Source organism: Paraburkholderia metrosideri (assembly GCF_904848625.1).
In the GTDB taxonomy this organism is placed as follows: Bacteria; Pseudomonadota; Gammaproteobacteria; order Burkholderiales; family Burkholderiaceae; genus Paraburkholderia; species Paraburkholderia metrosideri.
This window is the reverse complement of sequence record NZ_CAJHCP010000002.1, coordinates 545,545-565,837: the sequence shown is the minus strand read 5'-3', so window position 1 is coordinate 565,837 and position 20,293 is coordinate 545,545. Positions and strand designations below refer to the sequence as shown.

At 60.1% G+C, this 20,293-nt stretch carries 19 protein-coding genes; 6 read left to right on the top strand and 13 right to left on the bottom strand.

Annotated elements, in window-relative coordinates; translation table 11 throughout:
• Nucleotides 1-484: 484 nt before the first annotated feature.
• The 7 genes from LMG28727_RS05315 to LMG28727_RS05285 all read right to left on the bottom strand — a co-directional run bounded on the left by LMG28727_RS05315 (nt 485) and on the right by LMG28727_RS05285 (nt 7,389).
• Nucleotides 485-1,192 (bottom strand): Imm52 family immunity protein, encoded by a 708-nt coding sequence (locus LMG28727_RS05315; RefSeq protein WP_201641245.1) that lies wholly within the window; start codon nt 1,190-1,192, stop codon nt 485-487.
• Nucleotides 1,193-1,202: 10 nt separating this feature from the next.
• Entirely contained in the window at nt 1,203-1,835 is a 633-nt protein-coding gene (locus LMG28727_RS05310) for a restriction endonuclease fold toxin 5 domain-containing protein (RefSeq protein WP_201641244.1), read from the bottom strand.
• Entirely contained in the window at nt 1,835-2,182 is a 348-nt protein-coding gene (locus LMG28727_RS05305; protein WP_201641243.1) for a hypothetical protein, read from the bottom strand. The genes LMG28727_RS05310 and LMG28727_RS05305 overlap by 1 nt, the downstream gene beginning before the upstream one ends.
• Nucleotides 2,175-2,672 (bottom strand): DUF4123 domain-containing protein, encoded by a 498-nt coding sequence (locus tag LMG28727_RS05300; protein ID WP_201641242.1) that lies wholly within the window; start codon nt 2,670-2,672, stop codon nt 2,175-2,177. The genes LMG28727_RS05305 and LMG28727_RS05300 overlap by 8 nt, the downstream gene beginning before the upstream one ends.
• Entirely contained in the window at nt 2,669-5,275 is a 2,607-nt protein-coding gene (locus LMG28727_RS05295; RefSeq protein WP_236591611.1) for a type VI secretion system Vgr family protein, read from the bottom strand. Before LMG28727_RS05295 ends, LMG28727_RS05300 begins: the two co-directional genes overlap by 4 nt.
• Entirely contained in the window at nt 5,265-5,519 is a 255-nt protein-coding gene (locus tag LMG28727_RS05290) for a PAAR domain-containing protein (RefSeq protein ID WP_201641241.1), read from the bottom strand. The genes LMG28727_RS05295 and LMG28727_RS05290 overlap by 11 nt, the downstream gene beginning before the upstream one ends.
• A gap of 724 nt (nt 5,520-6,243) precedes the next feature.
• Entirely contained in the window at nt 6,244-7,389 is a 1,146-nt protein-coding gene (locus tag LMG28727_RS05285) for a porin (protein WP_201641240.1), read from the bottom strand.
• Nucleotides 7,390-7,927: 538 nt separating this feature from the next.
• Between LMG28727_RS05285 and surE the strand changes: the two genes are divergently transcribed.
• Nucleotides 7,928-8,707, top strand: coding sequence for a 5'/3'-nucleotidase SurE (gene surE, locus LMG28727_RS05280; protein WP_201641239.1), 780 nt, complete (start codon nt 7,928-7,930; stop codon nt 8,705-8,707).
• A gap of 134 nt (nt 8,708-8,841) precedes the next feature.
• On the opposite strand, the gene LMG28727_RS05275 is transcribed toward surE, so the two are convergent.
• Both LMG28727_RS05275 and LMG28727_RS05270 read right to left on the bottom strand, forming a co-directional pair.
• Nucleotides 8,842-9,813 carry a hypothetical protein gene (locus tag LMG28727_RS05275; protein WP_201641238.1) on the bottom strand — a complete coding sequence of 324 codons (972 nt, stop codon included), beginning with the start codon at nt 9,811-9,813 and terminating at the stop codon, nt 8,842-8,844.
• Nucleotides 9,814-10,189: 376 nt separating this feature from the next.
• Nucleotides 10,190-11,089, bottom strand: a complete 900-nt coding sequence (locus LMG28727_RS05270) for a DMT family transporter (RefSeq protein WP_201641237.1) — start codon at nt 11,087-11,089, stop codon at nt 10,190-10,192.
• 367 nt (nt 11,090-11,456) lie between these two features.
• On the opposite strand from LMG28727_RS05270, the gene LMG28727_RS05265 reads away from it, so the two are divergent.
• Together LMG28727_RS05265 and LMG28727_RS05260 are read left to right on the top strand one after the other, a co-directional pair.
• Nucleotides 11,457-13,772, top strand: a complete 2,316-nt coding sequence (locus LMG28727_RS05265; RefSeq protein WP_236591610.1) for a PA14 domain-containing protein — start codon at nt 11,457-11,459, stop codon at nt 13,770-13,772.
• 186 nt (nt 13,773-13,958) lie between these two features.
• On the top strand, nt 13,959-14,537 hold the full coding sequence (locus tag LMG28727_RS05260) for an alpha-ketoglutarate-dependent dioxygenase AlkB (RefSeq protein WP_201641235.1): 579 nt from the start codon (nt 13,959-13,961) through the stop codon (nt 14,535-14,537).
• 74 nt (nt 14,538-14,611) lie between these two features.
• On the opposite strand, the gene LMG28727_RS05255 is transcribed toward LMG28727_RS05260, so the two are convergent.
• Together LMG28727_RS05255 and LMG28727_RS05250 are read right to left on the bottom strand one after the other, a co-directional pair.
• Nucleotides 14,612-15,247 carry a carbonic anhydrase gene (locus LMG28727_RS05255; protein WP_201641374.1) on the bottom strand — a complete coding sequence of 212 codons (636 nt, stop codon included), beginning with the start codon at nt 15,245-15,247 and terminating at the stop codon, nt 14,612-14,614.
• Nucleotides 15,248-15,743: 496 nt separating this feature from the next.
• Nucleotides 15,744-16,061 carry a DUF4148 domain-containing protein gene (locus LMG28727_RS05250; protein ID WP_201641234.1) on the bottom strand — a complete coding sequence of 106 codons (318 nt, stop codon included), beginning with the start codon at nt 16,059-16,061 and terminating at the stop codon, nt 15,744-15,746.
• A 401-nt stretch (nt 16,062-16,462) separates the two neighbouring features.
• Here LMG28727_RS05250 and LMG28727_RS05245 point away from each other — a divergent pair, with 401 nt between their 5' ends.
• Both LMG28727_RS05245 and LMG28727_RS05240 read left to right on the top strand, forming a co-directional pair.
• Nucleotides 16,463-16,708: a type II toxin-antitoxin system Phd/YefM family antitoxin gene (locus LMG28727_RS05245; protein ID WP_201641233.1), complete on the top strand. Its 246-nt coding sequence runs from the start codon at nt 16,463-16,465 to the stop codon at nt 16,706-16,708.
• Nucleotides 16,698-17,066: a type II toxin-antitoxin system RelE family toxin gene (locus tag LMG28727_RS05240; RefSeq protein ID WP_201641232.1), complete on the top strand. Its 369-nt coding sequence runs from the start codon at nt 16,698-16,700 to the stop codon at nt 17,064-17,066. The genes LMG28727_RS05245 and LMG28727_RS05240 overlap by 11 nt, the downstream gene beginning before the upstream one ends.
• 111 nt (nt 17,067-17,177) lie before the next feature.
• On the opposite strand, the gene LMG28727_RS05235 is transcribed toward LMG28727_RS05240, so the two are convergent.
• Nucleotides 17,178-17,438 carry a DUF1488 family protein gene (locus LMG28727_RS05235; RefSeq protein WP_201641231.1) on the bottom strand — a complete coding sequence of 87 codons (261 nt, stop codon included), beginning with the start codon at nt 17,436-17,438 and terminating at the stop codon, nt 17,178-17,180.
• A 221-nt stretch (nt 17,439-17,659) separates the two neighbouring features.
• Here LMG28727_RS05235 and LMG28727_RS05230 point away from each other — a divergent pair, with 221 nt between their 5' ends.
• Entirely contained in the window at nt 17,660-19,153 is a 1,494-nt protein-coding gene (locus LMG28727_RS05230; protein WP_201641230.1) for an MDR family MFS transporter, read from the top strand.
• Nucleotides 19,154-19,171: 18 nt separating this feature from the next.
• Here the strand turns inward: LMG28727_RS05230 and LMG28727_RS05225 are convergent, their stop codons facing one another.
• Complete coding sequence (locus tag LMG28727_RS05225) at nt 19,172-20,287, bottom strand: alpha/beta hydrolase family protein (RefSeq protein WP_201641229.1); 1,116 nt, start codon at nt 20,285-20,287, stop codon at nt 19,172-19,174.
• Nucleotides 20,288-20,293 lie beyond the last annotated feature (6 nt).

The following is a 20,293-nucleotide window of genomic DNA, read 5'->3' as shown; positions in this document are numbered from 1 at the left end:
GCAAACAGGAGAGCGCTGCTAATGGCTGTCATGCCGGTCAATGGTTAGCTGCACAGCATTACCGCTAAAGCGGGGCCGATTTCGTCACGGCGCCGAAAGTCAATCAGCACCTCGCGTCTGCGGGCGCGGTTTCAGATACCAGATTACGGCGCCCGTTGGCCCAAGCTCCGGTCCCTGCATGATTTCGCCTGCGGTCATTCTGAGGTTCTTGTTGTTCAGGTGCGGCGCGAACCACTCGCCACTCTCGGGACACACTTCGCCGGGGCGTGCCTCACGTATAAGTGGTGCGTGCGGCAGGCCGAATTGTCCGCGCATGGTGCTGTTCGACCGATTTCAATTCCGGTTGTGTGGCAGTACGTTGAATGCTATCGCGGGCCATTGCTCTACTACGTATGGCCCGTAAAGTGAGTAGCCGGGAAATGTGGTGGATATACTGTCAGAAAACGCTCGAATAAAAAACCGCCGAACCGGGGCCGCTGTATTGTCAAAGGTCAGCGTACTTCGGCAACAGGCCGCGATCCGCCAGGCGTATTTCGATCTTGTTCGCCGTGTGGACATGAGCGGGGTTATCCGCATCGAAAATCCCGTCGATTTCACTGATAACGATGGTGCCCTTGTGCCCGTTCACATCGGTTACGTATCGCAGCATCTGCGCTTCGGGCACCTGGTTATGCGCGATTTCATGCGGCAGGTAGAGCATCCAGCCGACGCCGGGACGTTCAGGGAACACCTGCATTTCGTCAAGGTAATAATTGAATGGCCCTACTTTTACACAGGTCGCGGGCCATAACTTAATCGCCTGTTCAACCATATCGGCAACGACGTTGTAGCCGCGATGTTCTAGTATTCCGTCCGAGTTGAATTCAACACTGCATATTCCGTTTAATATGAGCGAGCTTTTCAATACTGCCCCGCCGTTATCCTCTATGCCGTTCCAAACACCCACGCTCGGAAAGTCCGGTTCGCCTCGATTATTCGAATGCGCGAGCCTAATAGCCTCACCTGTTGGGCCGGCCGAATTAAACGCCTTGTGAGCAAGAGATTCTTTCTCGGTGGGCGCGACGGCGTACCATTTGTCCAGACCTAAGCCTACATTTCCTAATTCTTTCGCAAACTTCCAAAGATCATAAAATTGAGCCTCCAATGAAGGAAGTTGCCTTTCTTTCACATGAAAAAGAACTTCGAAATTCATTGCCTACCCTTTAATCCAGAAGCATAGGTTTATATTCAGTTGCCACTAACGGGGCCTTGGTGCGAAACTGCATTGAGAAATAGCGGTAGCTCTTCGGTTGCATAAAGAACCATCTTATTTTTGCCGGGGTGTTCGCAGCGGCGATTACATTGTGCGCTCGGGCTTGGGTAATGATCTTCGAAGAGCTGAAAGCGTCAAAAAAACGCTTGGGCGTGCCGTTCGGCTTAAAAAATTGATCGTACTTCGCCTTCGCTTCTTCCAGCTGGCAAAGCGTAGATCGAAACCCATCAAAGTCCCGACCGGCGAAGGACCATTCCGTCCCCGCCGGCATGGGCTCCGTACTGTTGATATAAACACCCGTGACGTAATCCTGATACGCCCGCGAGATTGCGGACATATTCCAGTTGCGGATAACCGGTGCGCCCTTGTCGGGTGCACATTTGCAGTCGCGCTCATGAACACGCTCTCGCGAGCGGTCCTTCGAAAGTTCGCTCGTGCCCGAACCGATCTCGTCGGCCGATGCGCCACTCGATGACGGCGCCCCCGGAACTGGAACGGGCACGGGACCTGGTACGCGCACGCCGCTACCTATTCCTACTTGCAGGCCCGCAAGCTCAAGCAAAGGTGCAAGAAAGCCAGCCATTAGTTTTTTCCTCCGGTTTGTCGGCGCTGCCAGCGCATAACGTTCAGCATCATTTCGAATGCACCCTCAGCGGAAACGTTCTTCTGATGGAGCAATGCGCTGACAGCGGGTTTGTCATAGAAGCCTGGTGCGTTTGCTTCCAGTTCAAGAAAATCGTGTATCGGTCCAGCGTGGACGAAACCGAGTTCTCGGGCTTTTGCATAAGCCGTATTCAGACGATCCGACAATGTGGCATCGTCGGCGAGTACCGGATACTCACGCACGATATCCGCGCGAACGCTCGCCACATAATTTGTGTTGTCAGCGACGCGCAGCGTCGCCCATTCTTTTTCGCTAATTTCAAGCATCGGTGATGATCTTCAGTCGAGTTCCGTTTTCAATGAAATTCCACTCAAGCACGCCGCGAAAATGATCATTCCATGCCCGCTCGCCAAGAGCGCGGTGCAGGTTCGCAAGCGCGCGCGGATCCCAGAATCGCAGCATGATCTGGCGTCCGTCTGGACCGGTCGCATTTATCATCTTGCGCAGCATCCCCGCCTGGGCTTCAAGTTCATTCCAGACAATCAGCCATATGACGCCGGGACGCTGTGGCTCCATCGCCGCCAGTTGGACGGTCAATTCCGGCGCTTGTGATGGATCGACCAGCCACGGGCCGGCCCGGGCCATGGGTTCGTCGTCTGTTCCTGCGAACAGGGATACAACCGCTCCGGAACGCGCCACCATGGGTTGCCCCGTGTGACGCTCATACTGGATGCCATCGACAAGCACATGGAAACGCAGTCCGTTATAGCGGGTTGAGTGCATACGCAGACGGTGGTTGACTTCTTCGTGAATCATGTTCGTGTAAGGGTCGCCATGCCAAGGTCAGCCGCCAGATGCAGACACTTCGGGCAGACACAGGAATCGGGAACAAGGACGGGGGCCGTCAGGCCCACTCGGGGCTTTGGATCGGCAGTCGCGTGGTCGGCCGCATGAATCAAGTACTTCCCGCTGGTGTATCCCACGATGCCGTCCGCGCTGATTTCCAGTATCGAACCGCCGCCGTTGATACGCACGCCCTGATTTGCTTTCAGGTTGATCCAGTCAGACGCGCTTATCAGTTCGAGCGCTTTTCGCGCGATGACCTCGACGCTATCCGTTTGCGCTTCTATGTGAATCTTGCCCGCTGCCGCGATGAGTTTCATTCCCGCATTGCGCACAAACAGGGCCACGGATTCGAGCACCGATGCGTACAAGGATTTACCCGCCGCAATGGCGACATGGCGACCCGTGGTAAGTGCAAGGTCCTGATCGCTCTGGATATGCGTGCTACCCGCAGTGGTAGTCTCAATGCCGGCAGGACTCGCAAGTGTCAAATGTGGCTCGGTGAACTCGCGAAATTTGCTCGGGCTGGTGGACGGCGTGCCACGCAGTTCCTCATTCTGCTGTTTGATGTTTCGGGTTACGTCGCTCTGATCTTTGCTTTCCTGCTGCGCTTCGTGCTGCTGCGCGAAGCCGGTTAGGGTTTCGTGCAAGTCGCGCGCTTGCGTAAGACGAGCGACCGTTTCATCCATATCCTTGGCGTTGCCCGCTGCACTCTCTCGCCCATGACTCGAAATAAGAAGTCCCCTTGCCGCGCGCACTACACCCCACAGGTCAGTACGTAACTCAAAGCCCTCGCCGCGGGCGTCCTGCCGCCCCTTGTTGCCATCGATACGCGTGTTGTAACCGACCGTGAGACTCGATTTGCCGTGATCGCTCGCAAGTTGCGCCTGCTGCTTGCCGGGCGTATCGTCCAGCGCCAGATGGTTCGACGTAAAGCCGTGGTCCAGGCTCCTGCTGCGCATCCCGCTTAAAGCCATGTTGTCGGGCAACGCCCACGGCGGCGGATTGAACTTGTCCACCACGAACCCGGCGACAATGGGCCGGTCCGGGTCGCCGTGAACGTGCGAGACCATCACCATCTGCCCGGCACGACCTGGCGTGACTACACCCATCTCACCGCCCTGCCATTGCGATATCACGCGCACCCATATCGACGTTGCACCATCGAACCGCGCCTGGCGGTCCCAGTCGAATTGCACTAAAAGCCGGTTATGGTTGTCGATCCATATTTCGTTATCCTGCGGTGCCACGATTACGGCAAATTCAAGGCCATCGATGCGCGGACGGGGAGTCACCTGAGCCAGCCGGTAATGCACGCTGGAAGGCTGTAACTCAAACGCCGTATTTACCGTGTAGGTGCGCCATGCGCCCGAAGATGTGGCAACTTCGGCAATCTCCAGGTCGCACGCAAGTACGATGTATTCGCGGTTTGCCTTGTCCTGTGGATAATCCGTGAGGCCAAAGGTGCGGCCCGGCTGAAGCCCCCGCAGGTTGCCCCGGCCTTTCGCGCGCAACGCTTTGCAACGCTCGGCCTCAAGCTTGACGCGCGCCAGGTGTCTGCCTTCCTCGCGCGCATCGTTCGCATCGGAAAATGTCTTGCGCGCGAGCGGCTGCGCGAACTCGGCGGTCGCGTAGATTTCAATGTTCCGGCCTGCTGGGCGGTTCACGCCCGTGTATTCCTCGCGTAGCGGCACCAGGCTGTTGCGCAGGCGCGGCCCCATGTAGTCGTGATCGTTGACCGTGACCGTATCCGGCGTGACCGAGTAGCTGACTGACAGTTCGCCGATATGCTCCTCATCGATCCGGCTTCCCGTGTGATAACGCAGCGTTTCATAAGCCGCGCCGTGACGGTGGTGGCCGCCCAGGGTGTCGGAGACAACAAGCGAATGGAAGCCGTCCCGGTGTTCGAACCAGTACACCAGCCCCCATTCCTCCATTAATCGATGCGCAAAGGTCCAGTCGGACTCCCACGCCTGCCGGATCATGTCGCGCGGCGGATAGTAGCCCTTGCCGCCGCCCGGCCCGGCGATACGCCACTCCACGGTGCCAACGTATTTCCCGAAGACCTCATGCAAAACGTCAATAACGGAACCGCTGAGAATGCGGGAATCACGGTTCAGCGTGGCACGCCAAACGAAGGGCCGCAGTACAAACCGGTAGACCGCCGCGCGGTCTTCCATACAGTGGATTTCTGCCGATGCAATGTTGCCGCTGATATAGCGCGTATCGGCTCCAACGTTGACGCGCGCGGTAGCGCCTTGCTGGCCCACCTTATACGTGCCTATACCCGTTATCTGGATCGCAACGGTTCCCCTCGTGCCAATGATTTCTTCAAGGTCAATCTGCGCGGCGTCGGCGGGGTTTTGCAGGAAGTCGGGATTTTCGACCGCCGCGAGAATCACGTATTCGAACAGTTCGCCAACCGCTTCACGGCCTCTGACGCTACGCACAGTCAGCATCGGCTCGCTGATTTTCTCGCCCGTCCGCATGACGCCGACAATCTGCGGAAGCCTGGGACCGCTGAACGTCATGCTGCGTGTCTGCATATTCCAGGTCATGGACACCTCACGCGGCAATGAGGATCGCGCCGCAGGCGGTGGTATCGCCAAGATACGCGACACGCACGCCGCGATGCGTGCGCCTGCCTCTCGCGATGATCGAATACGTGCCGCCGCACTTCGGACACTCAACCAGATGGCCGTCGAGTGCCACTCGAATCCCCATGTGCGAGAGATTGTCGGCGGCCTCTATCACCTTGCCACCGTGATCCGTGGTATCACCAAGGCGAGCTGCTTCACGTCCTGTTACTGCGTCCTTCATCTGCGATACGTCCTTCTGGAAAAGTGATGCAATGAAAGCGGCATGTGTCTGCCGCTTGACCGGACGTTGTTTCGTGGGGGCTTTGACGTTTCTGATTTCCAGTGCTCTGCAACGCAAAAATCGCCCACTACGCGTTGCGGGCAAAGCTAGCGGCGGCGTAAACAAAAGCGTGGCCCCATCACCACCTGATCTTCAATCCTCTTCAGCACACGACCGGATAAGTCTGAACAATAATCGTGAATCAACGCGCATGGGGTGGCTTTGTCAAAAATTGACCTTCGCCGGATTATGCTAATAGAGGCCTCTATGGGGATGGTCAAAATCTCCCGAATCAAGGCTCGCGCTAGCGGGTCTTTTTCATTTCTGGCGCCGGGCTTACGCCTTCGTGCGTGTCCTTTTTTCCAGTTCCGCCGCGGCACTCAGCGACGCGTTATGCCAAGCCGTCCAGACGCGGCGCCCTGTGTTCGCTTGCCGCGTCAGCGAGACTTCCGGTATCTGCGGCAACAGGCCTTTTGCCCGCCCCCTGTAGTTGATGTCGTAGCAATCGCAATTGAAATCGCCGACCCGATGCGTCGGAATCGCGCTGAACGCCACCGCGCGCGCAGCACGCAGATAACTGGCTCATCAAAAAAAATGCCGCTCAGTTCTGGACTGAACGGCACTATCGCTAACGGCGAGCTTTCCAAGCCGCACACAACTCGAACTGCTCGCCTCAAGAGCCCGCTTAGAAGCGGTGACGGATACCCACCGTACCCACCACCTGCGTATCAGTCGACGAAGCGCTCATGCCGACGATATCGGCCGTGATGCCCGAGTTACCCGTGTTATGAACATGCTGATAGGCCGCTTCCGCATACACGTCGGTGCGCTTGGACAACGCATAGTCTGTTTGCAGCGTGAACTGGTTGTACTTCGGGCTGGCGCCGTTCAGACGTGCGTCGGTGAACGTGTATGCGCCCGCCACCGTCCATGCCGGCGTCAGCGAGTAACGGCCGTTCACTTCGTAGTTCGTGAAACGGGCGCTTTCGCCATTGAGCGCAAATCCGTCGGCGATACCCGATGCTGCCGAGCCGATCGAGCTTGCGTTGTTCAATTGCGTTTGCGTGAACACAAAGCCAACATTCCCGCCGCCGAACGCATAGTTGAGGCCACCGCCATAAGTGCGCTGGCGCGCGGCGTTGAACGTGGAATCGCCCGATGCAACGGCGCCGGCCGGGTTCGACACCGAGCCGCCGCCATTCAGTTGCAGGTAGGCAGCCGCTGCCGTCAGGCCGCCGAACGTGTACGACGCGCCTGCGCTGTAGGCGCGGCTGTCGGCAAAGCTGCCAGCCGCATTCGAGAAGCCATACAGACCGCCGAACTTGAAGCCGCCAAAGTCGGCGCTCGCGAACTTGACGGCGTTGTTGATGCGCACCGAGTTGTTCAGGTTGTCGTTATCGAACGGATGTGACGCGAGCGTACCGCCGTATTGCGTGCCGTTCAGCGCGAGCGGGCCGAGGTAATCGACCACGCTGTCGTACTGCCGGCCGAGCGTGACCGCGCCGACCTGATCGCCCGACACGCCGACGAATGCCTGGCGCCCGAACATACGGTTGTTCTGACCCGACCGGCCGGTGGACAGGTCGAATCCGTTCTCGAGTACGAAGATCGCCTTCAGGCCGTTGCCCAGATCTTCCGAGCCGCGCAGGCCCCAACGGCTGCCGTTCACTACGCCGCTGGCCTGCTGGTAGCTGCGCTCGCCGCCGGCGTTATTGCTGAAGGTCAGACCGGTGTCGATCAGGCCATACAGCGTGACCGAGCTTTGTGCGTGAGCGGCACCAGCGGCACTGATAAGTGCGAGCGAGAGGCTCGATAGTACAAATTTTTTCATTGGTTTATCTCCGTGAATCGAATAGCACATGCCATCGAGCGCCGGAGAATATCGCACAACATGAAGGACTTTTTTTCAGTTATTTATGACGTTGTGATTTTGCGACGTTGTCGAATTTTTACATTTCAAACATTTTCACAAAATTCGAAGAAAGTCGAATTAATTAATTCGAGACAAGCTATTGGGTTTGCATGGAGTAAAATTATTAAGTAATTGATTTATATGCAATATATATACCGAGATAAAATACATCCCTGCACCCCGCCCTCGCCACAAACCGAAAATTATCAATATAAGAATCAATCTGATACACGCACCAGCCGGAGAAAACAGATCTTCAGAAAATTCATATCTCTTATTGGAATTTTCCCAGTCACCTAATCTCAATTTAGTAACATCTAAAACTCACCAATCAAGCGCCCGTACGACGTTAAAAAACCGAAACGACTACGTCACCTGCCCGCCTGACGCCACACGCTCGCCATTCACCGGATAATGCCTGTTCCATTCCGTTATCCACCGAGAGGAGATTGCCGAGATGTCCGCCTATGAATCCAAAGTGCCGCGCGTGCTGCTAACGAACGACGACGGTATCGACGCGCCCGGCCTCGCCGTGCTCGAAGCCGTCGCCGCTGAAATCGCGCACGAGGTCTGGGTCGTCGCACCTGAACACGATCAAAGCGGAACGTCCCACTCCATCAGCCTGCATGCACCGCTGCGCGTAAGCCGCCAGGGCGAACGCCGCTTCGGCGTGGCAGGCACACCGGGCGATTGCGTCGTGATGGGTGTGCGTCACCTGATGCGCGATACGCCGCCCACGCTGATTCTTTCCGGCATCAACCGGGGTGGCAATCTCGGCGTCGAGACGATGTTTTCGGGCACGGTCGGCGCGGCGATGACGGGGCTGCTGCTCGGGCTGCCGTCGTTCGCGTTGAGCCAGACCTTCAGCAACCGCGACAACGTGCGCTGGGATACCGCCCGCGCGCTCGCGCCGGGCGTGATCCGTCAGTTGCTGGCTGTCGGGCACGCGGCGCCGACCTGCCTGAATATCAATTTTCCCGATGTGGATGCAGCGCTCGCAGGTCCGCTCACGCCGACGCGGCAAGGTGTGGGTCTCGTCGAAGATATCGACGTGCTGCCGCAAGTGGACCCGCGCGGCATCGCCTATCACTGGCTGCGCTTTCAACGCGGCAAGCGCGCGAACGACCCGGATAGTGAGACCGCGGTGGTGGCGTCGGGGCGCGTGTCGGTGACGCCGCTCGCGTTCGATCGTACCGACGAGCCGACCTTCGCGCGGCTCGCGGCGTCGTTGCGCTGACGTTCGTCTAAGCGACCGGTGACAGTCCGATGGCGCGTCCGATAACGGACTGTCGAACGACCGCCAGAGACGCAAACCCGGACGCGCCGAGGTGATCGCGAATCCGCCCCCCCTGCGCCGACGGTCCGGCCGCGTCACGGACGCGGCGCGATCGTCAAACTAGGCGCCCCACCCGGGCCTGCCGGGTCCGGATTGCCGAACGCGGGAAGGCTGCCGTCCTCGCGCGCGCGAACGATTTCCGCGCGAACCTGGGCACGGGTTTTCGGACCATCCGACTTGAGCAATGGCGCGCTGGGCACCGAACTTTGACCAACCGACGGCGGCAATCCGGCTTGCGCGGTTATCTCGCTCTGGGGTGACGCTGCCGGTGCCGCTGATTGCACGGTTTGCGCCGGCAGTGCGGCCGTGTGTTGCGTCGATGATTGCGCGGAAGCCGTCGCAGGTTGTTGCAGCAACGGCAACGAATTCACCGTCACGGGTGCGTCAGGTGCGCGCGCTTCCGTCGCGGCCGGCGGCACATACGCGGACTGACTCGCCATAGGCGCCGACCCCACCGCCGCAACCGTGGCACCGGACGCGCTAGCCGGCCCCGACTTCGCCACCACCGTCCCAGCGTTGCGCCGGTTCCTCGCGTAACCCGACGCGTGATTCGAATACTCGCGAGACGCGAGTTGCGTGTCGCGCGAATGAGCGACTCTGGTTGCCGACGGCGCCGGGTTCGGCGCAAGCTTCTGAGTCGGCTCAGGCAGCTTGCTCACCTGCGCCTGCGCCGCCGCGCGTTGCTCCTGCTCAACGCGCGCCTGAATTTCTTTCTGCAGTGCGAGGACCTGCTGATCATCCCTATGCGCAGGGTTGATTGCGTTCAACTGGGCGCGTGCCGCCGCCACATCGTCGCGCAGCAAACTATTGCGCGCCGCCTTCAGACTGCTGGCTCGCGCCGCTGCGGAGTCGCTCCGCCCGTCGATCGGACTGGACTTGACCGCGCCGCTCATCGTGCTGCCGTTCGTCCCATCGCCTCGACCTCCGCTATGCGTGACACCGAGATCATCCGACGGCAGCCATTCTTCGCCGGACTGCGATACGTAGGCTCCAACGCCAATAGCCACTGCACCAACGACAAGACCTGTGAAGACTATCTTTCTGGGTTCGCTATACAAAACGTGTCCCCCTTCCAATAGTTGACGTGCACGTCTGAAACGACGCAAACGTGCTCCGATTTCATCAGAGGGTTAGCAGGGATCGGTCGATTCCGCTGCACGGCCGCGCCTACAGGCCGGTAATTCACGTACGAAAGTGTGAGCGAACTGGATGCGTTCCATCCTGCATTCTTCACCCGCAGAGGTCGAAACGTCGGATTGCGCAGACTGCTTGTCCGAAAACGCCAGCTACGTTACGACAATTAAAAGGGACGCCTGGAACTACGAATCAATCATCGTAGTGTCACGCAACCGGTACGTCCCGCTGATCACGCAAAGCCCATGCCTAAACATGCGGACCCTCCTGCGGCTTGCGCCGCACGGCGACCACAATCGAACTGCCTACAATCAGTGCGATACCCAGCAGCGACATCGCCCCGATGGTCTCGCCCCACACCACATAGCCAAATAACGCGGCCCACACGATGCTTGTGTAGTTATACGGCGCAAGCGCGCCCGCGTCGGCCTGACGGAACGCCATCGTCATCAGCAACTGGCCGGCCGTGGCGAATCCGCCGAGCAACGCCATCAGCGCCAGCGCGTCGAAGGAAGGCGTGCGCCACGCAAAAAACAGCGACACGCCCGTGACGATCGTGCCGACCACGGTGAAGTACAGCACCGTGGTGCCGGAATCGTCGGTAGCGCGAATCCGTTTGATCTGGATGATCGACAGCGAGCCGAAAAACGCGCTCGATATCAGCAGAACCGGACCGAGCCAGTTCGAATGCGATCCGTCCGGGCGCACCACGAAAAGCACGCCGATGAAACCCACCGCAGCCGCCAGCGCATCGCGCGGCTTCAGCGTTTCCTTCAACAGCAGCGGCGCCAGTACGATCACGAGCAACGTCTCCGAATAGACGATTGCCACCGCTTCGCTGAGCGGCATATACGGCAAACCGGCGAAAAACAACGCGGACGCGCCGAGCAGCGTCAGTGCGCGAAGCGTCTGCCCGCGCACGTCCATCTGTTTGAGGCGGGTGGCGAGCGGCTTGCCGCGCAGGCAGATCGCAATCGCCGGAATCAGCCCGAACAGCATGCGGAAGAACGTGACTTCGTTGGCCGGATAGATGAGCGCCACGGATTTGGCCAGCGCGTCGACGACCGCAAAACAGAACATCGACAGAAGAATCAGCGCGACGCTGCGCAGCGGCACAGCGTTGTGACGAACAGCGACGATAGGCGACATGAGTTTTCCTGGGAGCGCGCGTCGCAACGCGACAGCGGGCCGACGTGGGTGCGCGTGACCTTGCACGGCAAGCGCGATTGCGCGATCGCGCAATTGGAAAGCGGATTATGCCCGCTACCTTCTGAACAATCGACCACGCGTTACCGGTCGATCCATTCTGCATTTTGCGCATACCGATTGCCCTCGCGAGTAACCCGCCGCCACGCATCCTGCAATTGCGGGTATGTCCCGATACAGGTCCGCAGAACTAATAATATTATTCATATCGATTTCCACAACCTTACAGCAGAGGCGCATGTTCTTTGACTGTATGCGTATCTAATAATAATTATGACCATCTACTAAGCGGGTACATCTGGAGATGAAGGTGCGCAATTACTTTGTGCTGGCCACGCTCGCCATGCTCAGTGCATGCGGTGGCAATGATGGTTCGTCCAATCCGTCCGCGTCCGCAGACAAGCAGGTCAATTCGGTCGATGCGTCGGCAGCCTCTGCCGCGTCGGCCGCCGCTGCTGCATCAGCCGCCGACGCGGCCAATGTGCAGAGCGAATTCAAAGCCGCGAAGACGATTCCGCTGGGGATGAAAACCACGACCCCGCCGCTCGTGATCGCCGACCCCACGCTGGACCTTGCGGCTTACACGCCGCCCGCTGCACCCACGCCGGTGTCGACGACCACCCTCTCGTTCGGCGACTTCACCAATTTCCTCGCGCCGGGTTCGACGCAAGGCTGGGCGCCCGGTACCAGCGCCTCGTCCATCACGATTCCCGCGCCGGCGACCAACGGCACCGGCGCGGGCGACAAAACCGTCGCGCTCGCTACCACCTACGCCACGGCGTCTTACGAGGCGGACGTGACGGTCACCGCGCCAGTCGGCACCGGCGCGGCGAATGCGGGCTTTATCGTCCGCACGACCAACCCGACAGCGGGCGGACCCGACAGCCTGACCGGTTATTTCATCGGCTTCGATACGGGCACGCATTCGGTCGTGGTGGGTCGGGAAAACAACAACTGGACGAACTTCATCTCGTACCCGGTCAGCACGATTGTCGGCGGCAGCACGCACCATCTGAAGGTCACGACGATCGGCACCGCGATTACCGTCGATGTCGATCAGCAGCGCGTCATCAGCGTGAACGACGCGACCAACGCGCTGCCGGCCGCGTTCCAGTCGGGCAGCTTCGGGCTGCGGCGCTTCGGTGTCGGTGCGACGTTCAGCAACATCAAGATTCAGACGTACCCGACCGTGACGTCGCCGAGTTTCGATTTCTCGAAGGTCGTCGGCGCGGTTTATACGCCGTCCAACGCGGTCAACGCGATCGACTTCTGGGATAACTACGACCCCGAACTCATCAATCGCGAATTGACTTACGCGCAGACGTACGGCATGAACACGATTGCCGTGTATCTGCATTACCTGGTGTGGGCCAACGATCGCGTGGCATTCCTGAGCAAGTTCGAGAACCTGCTGAAGATCGCCGCACGCCACGGCATCAAGGTTTCGCCGATCTTCTATGACGATTGCTGGAACGCGACGCCGCAATACGGCCCGCAACCGGCGCCGGTCTGGGGTGTGCATAACAGCCAGTGGGTGCAGTCGCCGGGCACGCCGGTCGAGCAGGCTTATTTCCAGCCGAGCGCGTCGAATTCCGCGGTGACGTACAAGCAGAGTCTTGCAAGCTATATCACCGATTTCGTCGCACCGCACCGCAACGATCCGCGCATTATTTTCTGGGAGACGATGAACGAACCGGGTTGCAGCGGCAACGGCGCATTGCAGGAAACGCGCGCGGTGCTGATGAACGACGCGCGCATCGCGATCCTGAATGCGGGCGCCACGCAGCCGATCAATGCACCGCAGGTGCAGGAAGACGAAGGCACCTACTTCTCCGACTTCTACGCGTTCCATCCGTACGGCAACCCGTACACGGGACCGGCGAACGGCAGCAATGTCAGCGCGCTGAACTCCGAAACCCTGCAGCGCGGGTTTACGGGTACGGCCGGACAGACCATGCCGGGGATCGTTGCAAACTACGGCGGGTCGACGGGCTTTATCGTGTGGGAATTGATGATTGGGCGCACCAATACCCGCTTCCACTGGGGACAGGTGCCGAGCGCACCCGCGACCGTCGAGCCGGCTACCCCGTTCCAGGGAACGATCTATCCGGACGGCCATCCGTGGCAGACGTCTGAAACCCAGGCGTTGACCGGCGGCTTCAGCGTGAAACTGCCGGTGCTGCAGGTCGGTTACTACAACGATCCGACCTTCAACAGCGCGCCCGTGAAGACGTCGATTACGCCGATGATCGATTTCGACCTGAACACCGAGCGCGGCACCGATTCACCCGATGCGTCAGCCGGTGTCAACGCGACCGGTTACGGCGTGCGCTGGACCGGTGCGATCAAGGCGACGCAGGATGGCACATACACGTTCTCGATCAATAGCGATAACGTGGCGCGACTGTGGATCAACGGCGTGAAGGTCATCGACAAGAAGAGCGCGTCGCAAGGCACGGTGAGCGGCAAGACCTGGCTGGCCGCGAAGCAACGCGCGTCGATCAAGGTCGAATATGTGCATGGCACGGGCCCGGCCAGCATGCACCTGCTGTGGTCGAACCCGGCTGCGGATAACCCGGGCGTGCTGAAGATCGTGCCGTCGGATTCGCTGGTGGCGTCGAACTGACTGACGCAGTGAGTTGAGTCAGCCGGCGGTCGGAAGAGCGACTGCCGGCTGAGTTCGTTTACTGCGCGAAACGGCAAACCGGCCCGATCCCAACCCAAACCACTGTATAAAAACACAGTATAATGATCGGACGCCACCATCGTATCCGCTTCAGGGGCGAGCAAACTTTGTTCACAGGTCCGGATCATGTTCTCCCAGCAAGCCCTCTTTGCCGCAGAACCGGTGTCGCTTGTCTCTGACGCAGAAGGCGGCATCCGCTACCTGCCTGAAGCCATCCCCGCCGGCATCGCGCAACGGTGGTTCGATCACGCGCTTCACCATATTGGCTGGCTCAGTCAGCAACGCATGATGTATGACCGCGAAGTGGCGGTCCCGCGCCTGCTGGCCACGTTCGCGCGCGAATCCGGCGACCTCCCCGAGTCGTTACAGCATGCGTTCGAAACAGTTCGGCCGCTGATCGGCGCGCCGTTCAATCGCGTCGGACTGAACCTGTATCGGGACGGAAGCGACAGCGTCGCGGCGCACAGCGACAAAACCGACAAACTGATCGCCGGCCAGCCCATTGCCATCGTCTCGCTCGGCGCGAGCCGGCGCATGTCGATCCGGCCCAAAGGCGGCGGCCGTGCCATGCATATCGAACTGCAAGCGGGAAGTTGCCTGGTGATGAGCTATGCGTCGCAATTCACGCATGAGCATGGCATTCCGAAGGTGGCTGACGTGACCGGAGCGCGAATCAGTCTCGCGTTCCGGTGTTTTCAAGGCTGAGCGCGAATAGAAGTTTGCCGCGCGGCGTTTGCACAATAACTACGGCTACACCGGCGACACCACCGCCCGTCATCCTAGACAGCGTAGATTTCCGGGTTATCCACCAGCGGCAGGAACTCGCCGGTCTGTCCATCGAGCGCGAGCATCACACCGCTTTCGATATTGAAGATCCAGCCATGCAACTGGAGCTTCTTGTTAGCCAACCCCACTGCCACCGACGGATGCGTCCGGATATTACCGAGCTGCGCGATCACGTTGTCCTTGACCAGCGCGTCCAGACGTTCCGCATCCGAATGGTAAGTACGTGAAGCGTTGATTGCCTTGGCTGCATCCGCGTGACGCAACCAGCCCGCCACCGCAGGCAGATGATCGAGATTCATGCAGGTCGAGATCGCCGTCATCGCGCCGCAGTTGGAGTGGCCGCAGATCACGATATCGTGCACGCCCAGCACCGACACCGCATATTCGACGGTGGCCGACACGCCGCCCGGCTCCGGTCCATAAGACGGCACGATATTGCCCGCATTGCGGATCACGAACAGCGCGCCCGGCTCGACCTGGGTCAGCAATTCCGGCACGACGCGGCTGTCGGAACAGGTCACGAAAAGGGTGCTGGGACTTTGCGCCGTCGAGAGGCGTTTGAACAACGCGATCTGCTGCGGAAAGACCTCGCGTTGAAAACGGATAAAACCTTCGATGATTTCCTGCACGATGTTCTCCAGACATTCAATGACTGGGTTCACAGCGCATGCGAGGGTATTCCACGGCATGCCTGCTCCCGTTTGGAGCGACTATACCGTAGCCGCGAGTCAATTTACATTGGCCTGACGCGAGCCCGAAATCGCGTCATCGGCGCCCCGCCATGCATTCTCACCGATTCGCCGTGTCGAAAGAAAAAACCCCGGCTGTTTCCAGCCGGGGCCAACTCTCTCGCTCGCACACCGGAAACCGTGCGTGCGGTGCTACTTTAATCACGTCGATGAAGCGGATATATATCCGACTCTGGAAGAGTGCTTTGCAACCCGGTTCGAATCTTGAAACGGGGCGTTAGTGTTGCGCTAATGCGCGTGATAGCAGCCAGCGATTAACGACTGGAAGCAGCCAATCCGACTACTGGACACGCATAAGCGCAACACCACGACGCGCAACGAACCTCTTTCCTGCCCATCCGCATTCAACGTATTTGGTGCATGAAAAACCGTCGCATCAACGGCTGTACATGGCGTTCCAGTCGGCTTTAGACACCGCCGGGTGGGCGCTGCCGCTTTCCGACGAGCCTGCCGCGCTGCCGCCATACGCGCTCGTGCCGATGTTCTGTTGCGCGGCAACGCGCGCCTCGGCAGCCTGAATCGCAGCGGGATAGTGAGCCTGGTCGCCGTCACCGACGCGATAGCCGGCCTGTTCGAGCTGAACCAGTTCCGCGCGCACCTGCTCGCGGGTAATGCGGGTATTCGATTGAGCAAAAACCGTGGCCGAAGCAGCCAGCGACGCGACAATGACAACACCCTTGATCAACGACTTCATGATGAAAACAAGCTCCAGTGATTAATGGTTGGCGGCGCTTCGAAGGTGGCCTTCGAATGACTTTCAACGGGACCGCTGGAGGGAATATAGGCGCCGATTCTCCATAAAATAATGGCTGCGCGTCGAAGGGATTGTTGTTGGATCTGGAGAAATCGGTGGAACGTGGCGCGTGGCGGCGAGGAATATATGACTTGGAAACGTCAGGTATCGGGGTGCGCGAGCAAGGGGTGACGGCCGGGTTCAAGGAGTTTATACACCGCACGAAACGCAGCGAAACCCTGCCCTTTACTCGCGCCATCACAAGCGGGTCGATCAGCGGTAAACGCCAATCGCCGCCAATTGAGGAGACTATTTAACAGGTCTAATATGAGGTCTATTATGCGGTCTTATAAGGAGCCATCATGGAAGTCATCCTTGCGCGCCAGTCGGTCGGCATTTCCGAACTGAAGGCCAACCCCAACGCCGTGATTGAAGCCGCTGGAGGCCAACCGGTCGCGTTGCTGAACCGGAACAAACCCGTGGCCTACATCATCTCGCCCGAGCAGTATGAGCAGATTCTCGACGAGCTTGACGAACTGCGGCTGATCGAGGTCGTTAAAGCCCGGGAGAACGAGCGTCGTGTGAAGGTGGACATTCATGCCCTATAGCCTTGACTTCGTCGAAAGCGCAGCGAAGGAATGGGCAAAGCTTGATTCAGATCTGAAAAGAAGGTTTGCGAAGAAGCTGGAGGACCGGCTCGAGAACCCACGAGTTCCGCATGATGCGCTGCGAAAGATGAACGATTGCTACAGGATCAAGCTCCGGGCCCAAGGTTATCGGCTCATCTACCGGGTGGAAGATGAAACGATCACGGTACTCGTGCTTGCAGGGGGAAAACGCGAAAAGAGCGAAGTGTACGACGATGCACAGGACGCCAATAAGACTCGATCTACGTCGAAATACCGCAGGTCCGGGTCAGGCAGGATGGAATCCCGCCATACTGTATTGCCGACCGGACCTGCGTGAAGATCCCCTATTTTCTGACATGCCAATTGATGGCGGCTAGAAGGTGGTAGCCAGACCCGTGATGACGGGCGGCACACCCCTCAAAACAGTGCCGCAAAACGCGCTGTGGCGTCAGTTGAAATCCCCGGTCTCGAGTTCCACCGATTTCCCTCCGTTTCTTTCAAGGACCCGCCGCGTAGCATTTTCAATCCGCGCGCGGTTTGCCTCGAACGTCCCCACCAGATTGTGCGCCGATGGACCATCGTTGCCGAAATGGTCGTTCAGCGCATCCAGCGACACGCTGCACCACACATCGGCCCCATCAACATTGGCCTCGAAGGCGACGCGCGCCGCTGCCACCACTTCGCGGCGTCCGGTGAATTCGATCCTCATAATGATCCTCCATGTGTCGAAAGGAAGCCTTGAACGCGCAAGCCCTGTGCCACGCCGTGCAGGCTCTGGCAGCCAAGCCAGAGTGGCAGGCGCGAGGCGCGCATTCTCCGCAAGGTGCATACTCCATGTCGGCCGTACCGCACGGCCGCGCTGATGCGTCCCGGCTCGCTCCGTTCGAGCCGTCCGACGCGCCCAACATACCGATACTAACGCCCCGCCCCATGTCCCGCAGCCCTCAATCGTCGCGCGCCCCCGTTATTGCGGCCGTCATGGCCTCCATGGCCATGGTCGCCATCGAAGCCACCATCGTCTCCACCGCCATGCCGCAGATCGTCGCCCAACTCGGCGATCTGCATCTCTACAGTTGGGTGTTCTCGTCGTTCCTGCTCACGCAGACCGCGATGACCGTGGTGTTCGGCAAGCTCGCCGACCTGTACGGGCGCAAGCCAGTCATCCTCGCAGGCATCGCGATCTTCCTGATCGGCTCGGTGCTCGCGGGCTTCGCGTGGTCGATGCCGGCCATGGTCGCGTTTCGCCTGATCCAGGGCGTCGGCGCGGGTGCTATCCAGCCGGTCACGCTGACGGTCGTCGCCGATCTCTACCCGGCTCACGAGCGCGGCAAGGTGCAAGGCTATCTCGCGAGCGTGTGGGCGATTTCAGCAGTCGTGGGGCCGATGGTCGGCGGCTTCATCATTCATAACATGTCGTGGGCCTGGATCTTCTGGATGAACGTGCCGATCGATCTCGCGTCCGCGGCGGGCTTCATCGTCTTCCTGCGCGAATCGGAGCGGCGCGCGCGTCCGTCGATCGATTTCGGCGGCGCCGCCCTCTTCATGGCCACCATCGCCGCATTGATGATGGCGCTGACCTACGCCGGCGACGACGACCTCACGAAAGCCTCGCTCGCAGGCGCCGCGTTCCTGGTCTGCCTGCTGTTCTTCGTGACGCAGGAGCGCCGCGCGGCCGAGCCGATGATCTCGTTCGCGTTATGGAGCCGCCGGCCGATTGCCGCGTGCAACAGCTCGACGGTGCTGTCCGGCATGATCCTGATGGGCGCCACCACCTTCCTGCCAATGTACGTGCAAGGCGTGTTGCATCGCTCGCCGGTCGTCGCCGGCCTCGCGCTGACCATGATGATGGTCGGCTGGCCCACTGGCGCCACACTCGCGGCGAAGTCATTCCATCGGCTCGGCCTGCGGCGCATTCTGATCGGCGGCAGCGCGTTCGTGCCGCTCGGCGCGGTGTTGCTGCTGTTCCTGTCGCCGGGCGGCTCGCCGCTGATCGCCGCGTTCGGCTCGCTGATCATGGGCTTCGGTATGGGCACGTCGAGCGTCAGTTCGCTGGTGCTGATCCAGGAGATCGTCAGAGTGGAAGAGCGCGGCAGCGCGACCGCGTCGAATCTGTTTTCGCGCAATCTCGGCAGCACGCTGGGGGCGACGCTGTTCGGCGCGGTGCTGAATTTCGGTCTGAGTCATTCGCCGGGCGCGGCGGTGGTCACGTCGGACCAGTTGAAGGCGCTGCTGCAGAACCAGGTGACGAGTCTCGGCGACAGCGATCTGATCCGCCAGGTGCTGCATCAATCGTTGCACCTGACGTTCGTGTCGATCTTTGTGATCGGGCTTTTCGTGGTCGCGTTGCTGACATTCGTGCCGGCGATCAGCATCGGTCCCGGCAAGAAAATGCCGGTCGAAGCGCTGTCGCCGCTGGAAGATTGACCACCCGCGCTGCGGCGGCTACGGCTGGGTCGCGGGCAAGGTTCCGGCGAAAAACTCAATCGCCTGCGCGGCGGTGCGCGCATGCACCGCATCGCGATCGACACCGGGATGATCCTTGCAAATCATCGCCAGCCGCTCGACCGCATCCGGCAGACAGGTGTCGAGAAACGTGTAGTGCGACGCGCCCGGCACCATCGTCACGACGGCCTTCGGCATCAACCCCGCGATGCGATGGATGTTGGTGTCCACCGGCGCGGTCACATCGTTTTCGCCCGCCACTAGCGATATGGGGATCGTGACGGCATCGAACGAATCTTGATCAAACGCTTCGCCCAACGCTGGCGCGATCGCAAACACCGCCTTGACGCGCGGGTCGCGATACGACTCGCCGGAACGCGCCCGCGACGCCTTCATCTCCGGCGAGAGCGTGTCCTGCGTCACCGCCTTTGCACCGGCATCCTCGCCCAGCTTCGCCATTTCCGGCGGATGGCAGATAGCGTCCGCAGCCGCTGACGTGCAGAACTGCTCGAACGCCGCCAGATTAGTGCGCGCACCCGCCAGCTCCAGCACTGTGTAGCCGCCCAGAGAAAAACCCACCGCGCCGATCCGCGCCTGATCGACATGCGGGCCGAACTGCGGGTCCGCGAGCACGCCGTCGAGCACTTCGCTCGCATCCGTTGCGCGCTCCCACCAGAGCATGAAACCGTCCAGCGTCCGCGGCTCCATCGCGTTGTTGCCCGGGTGATTGACGCCCGCGACGATATAGCCCTGCGCGGCGAGCGCGGCGCCCAGCCAGTCGAGACTATCGGCGCTGCCAGCCGTGCCGTGCGACAGCACCAGCAAAGGGTAACGCTTGTTCGCGCCCGAAAGCGGTGCGCCATCCGCTGCCGGATGGCCGTGAAGAATCGGTTGACCGGGTGCACCGATATCGTGAGGCGCCTCGGGCACACTCGAATCCACCGGATACCAGATGCGGGTCACCAGCGCCTGCGTCTGCGCACCGCGCCAATTGCGCGCCACGGCCGGATGAAACGCCCGGACCGTTTCACCTACGTGCCAGTCGACCGGATCGGCCAGAGCCATCGTCGACAACCCGATCCCGGTCGCCAGCACCACACTCCATAGACGCAACATGGTTAG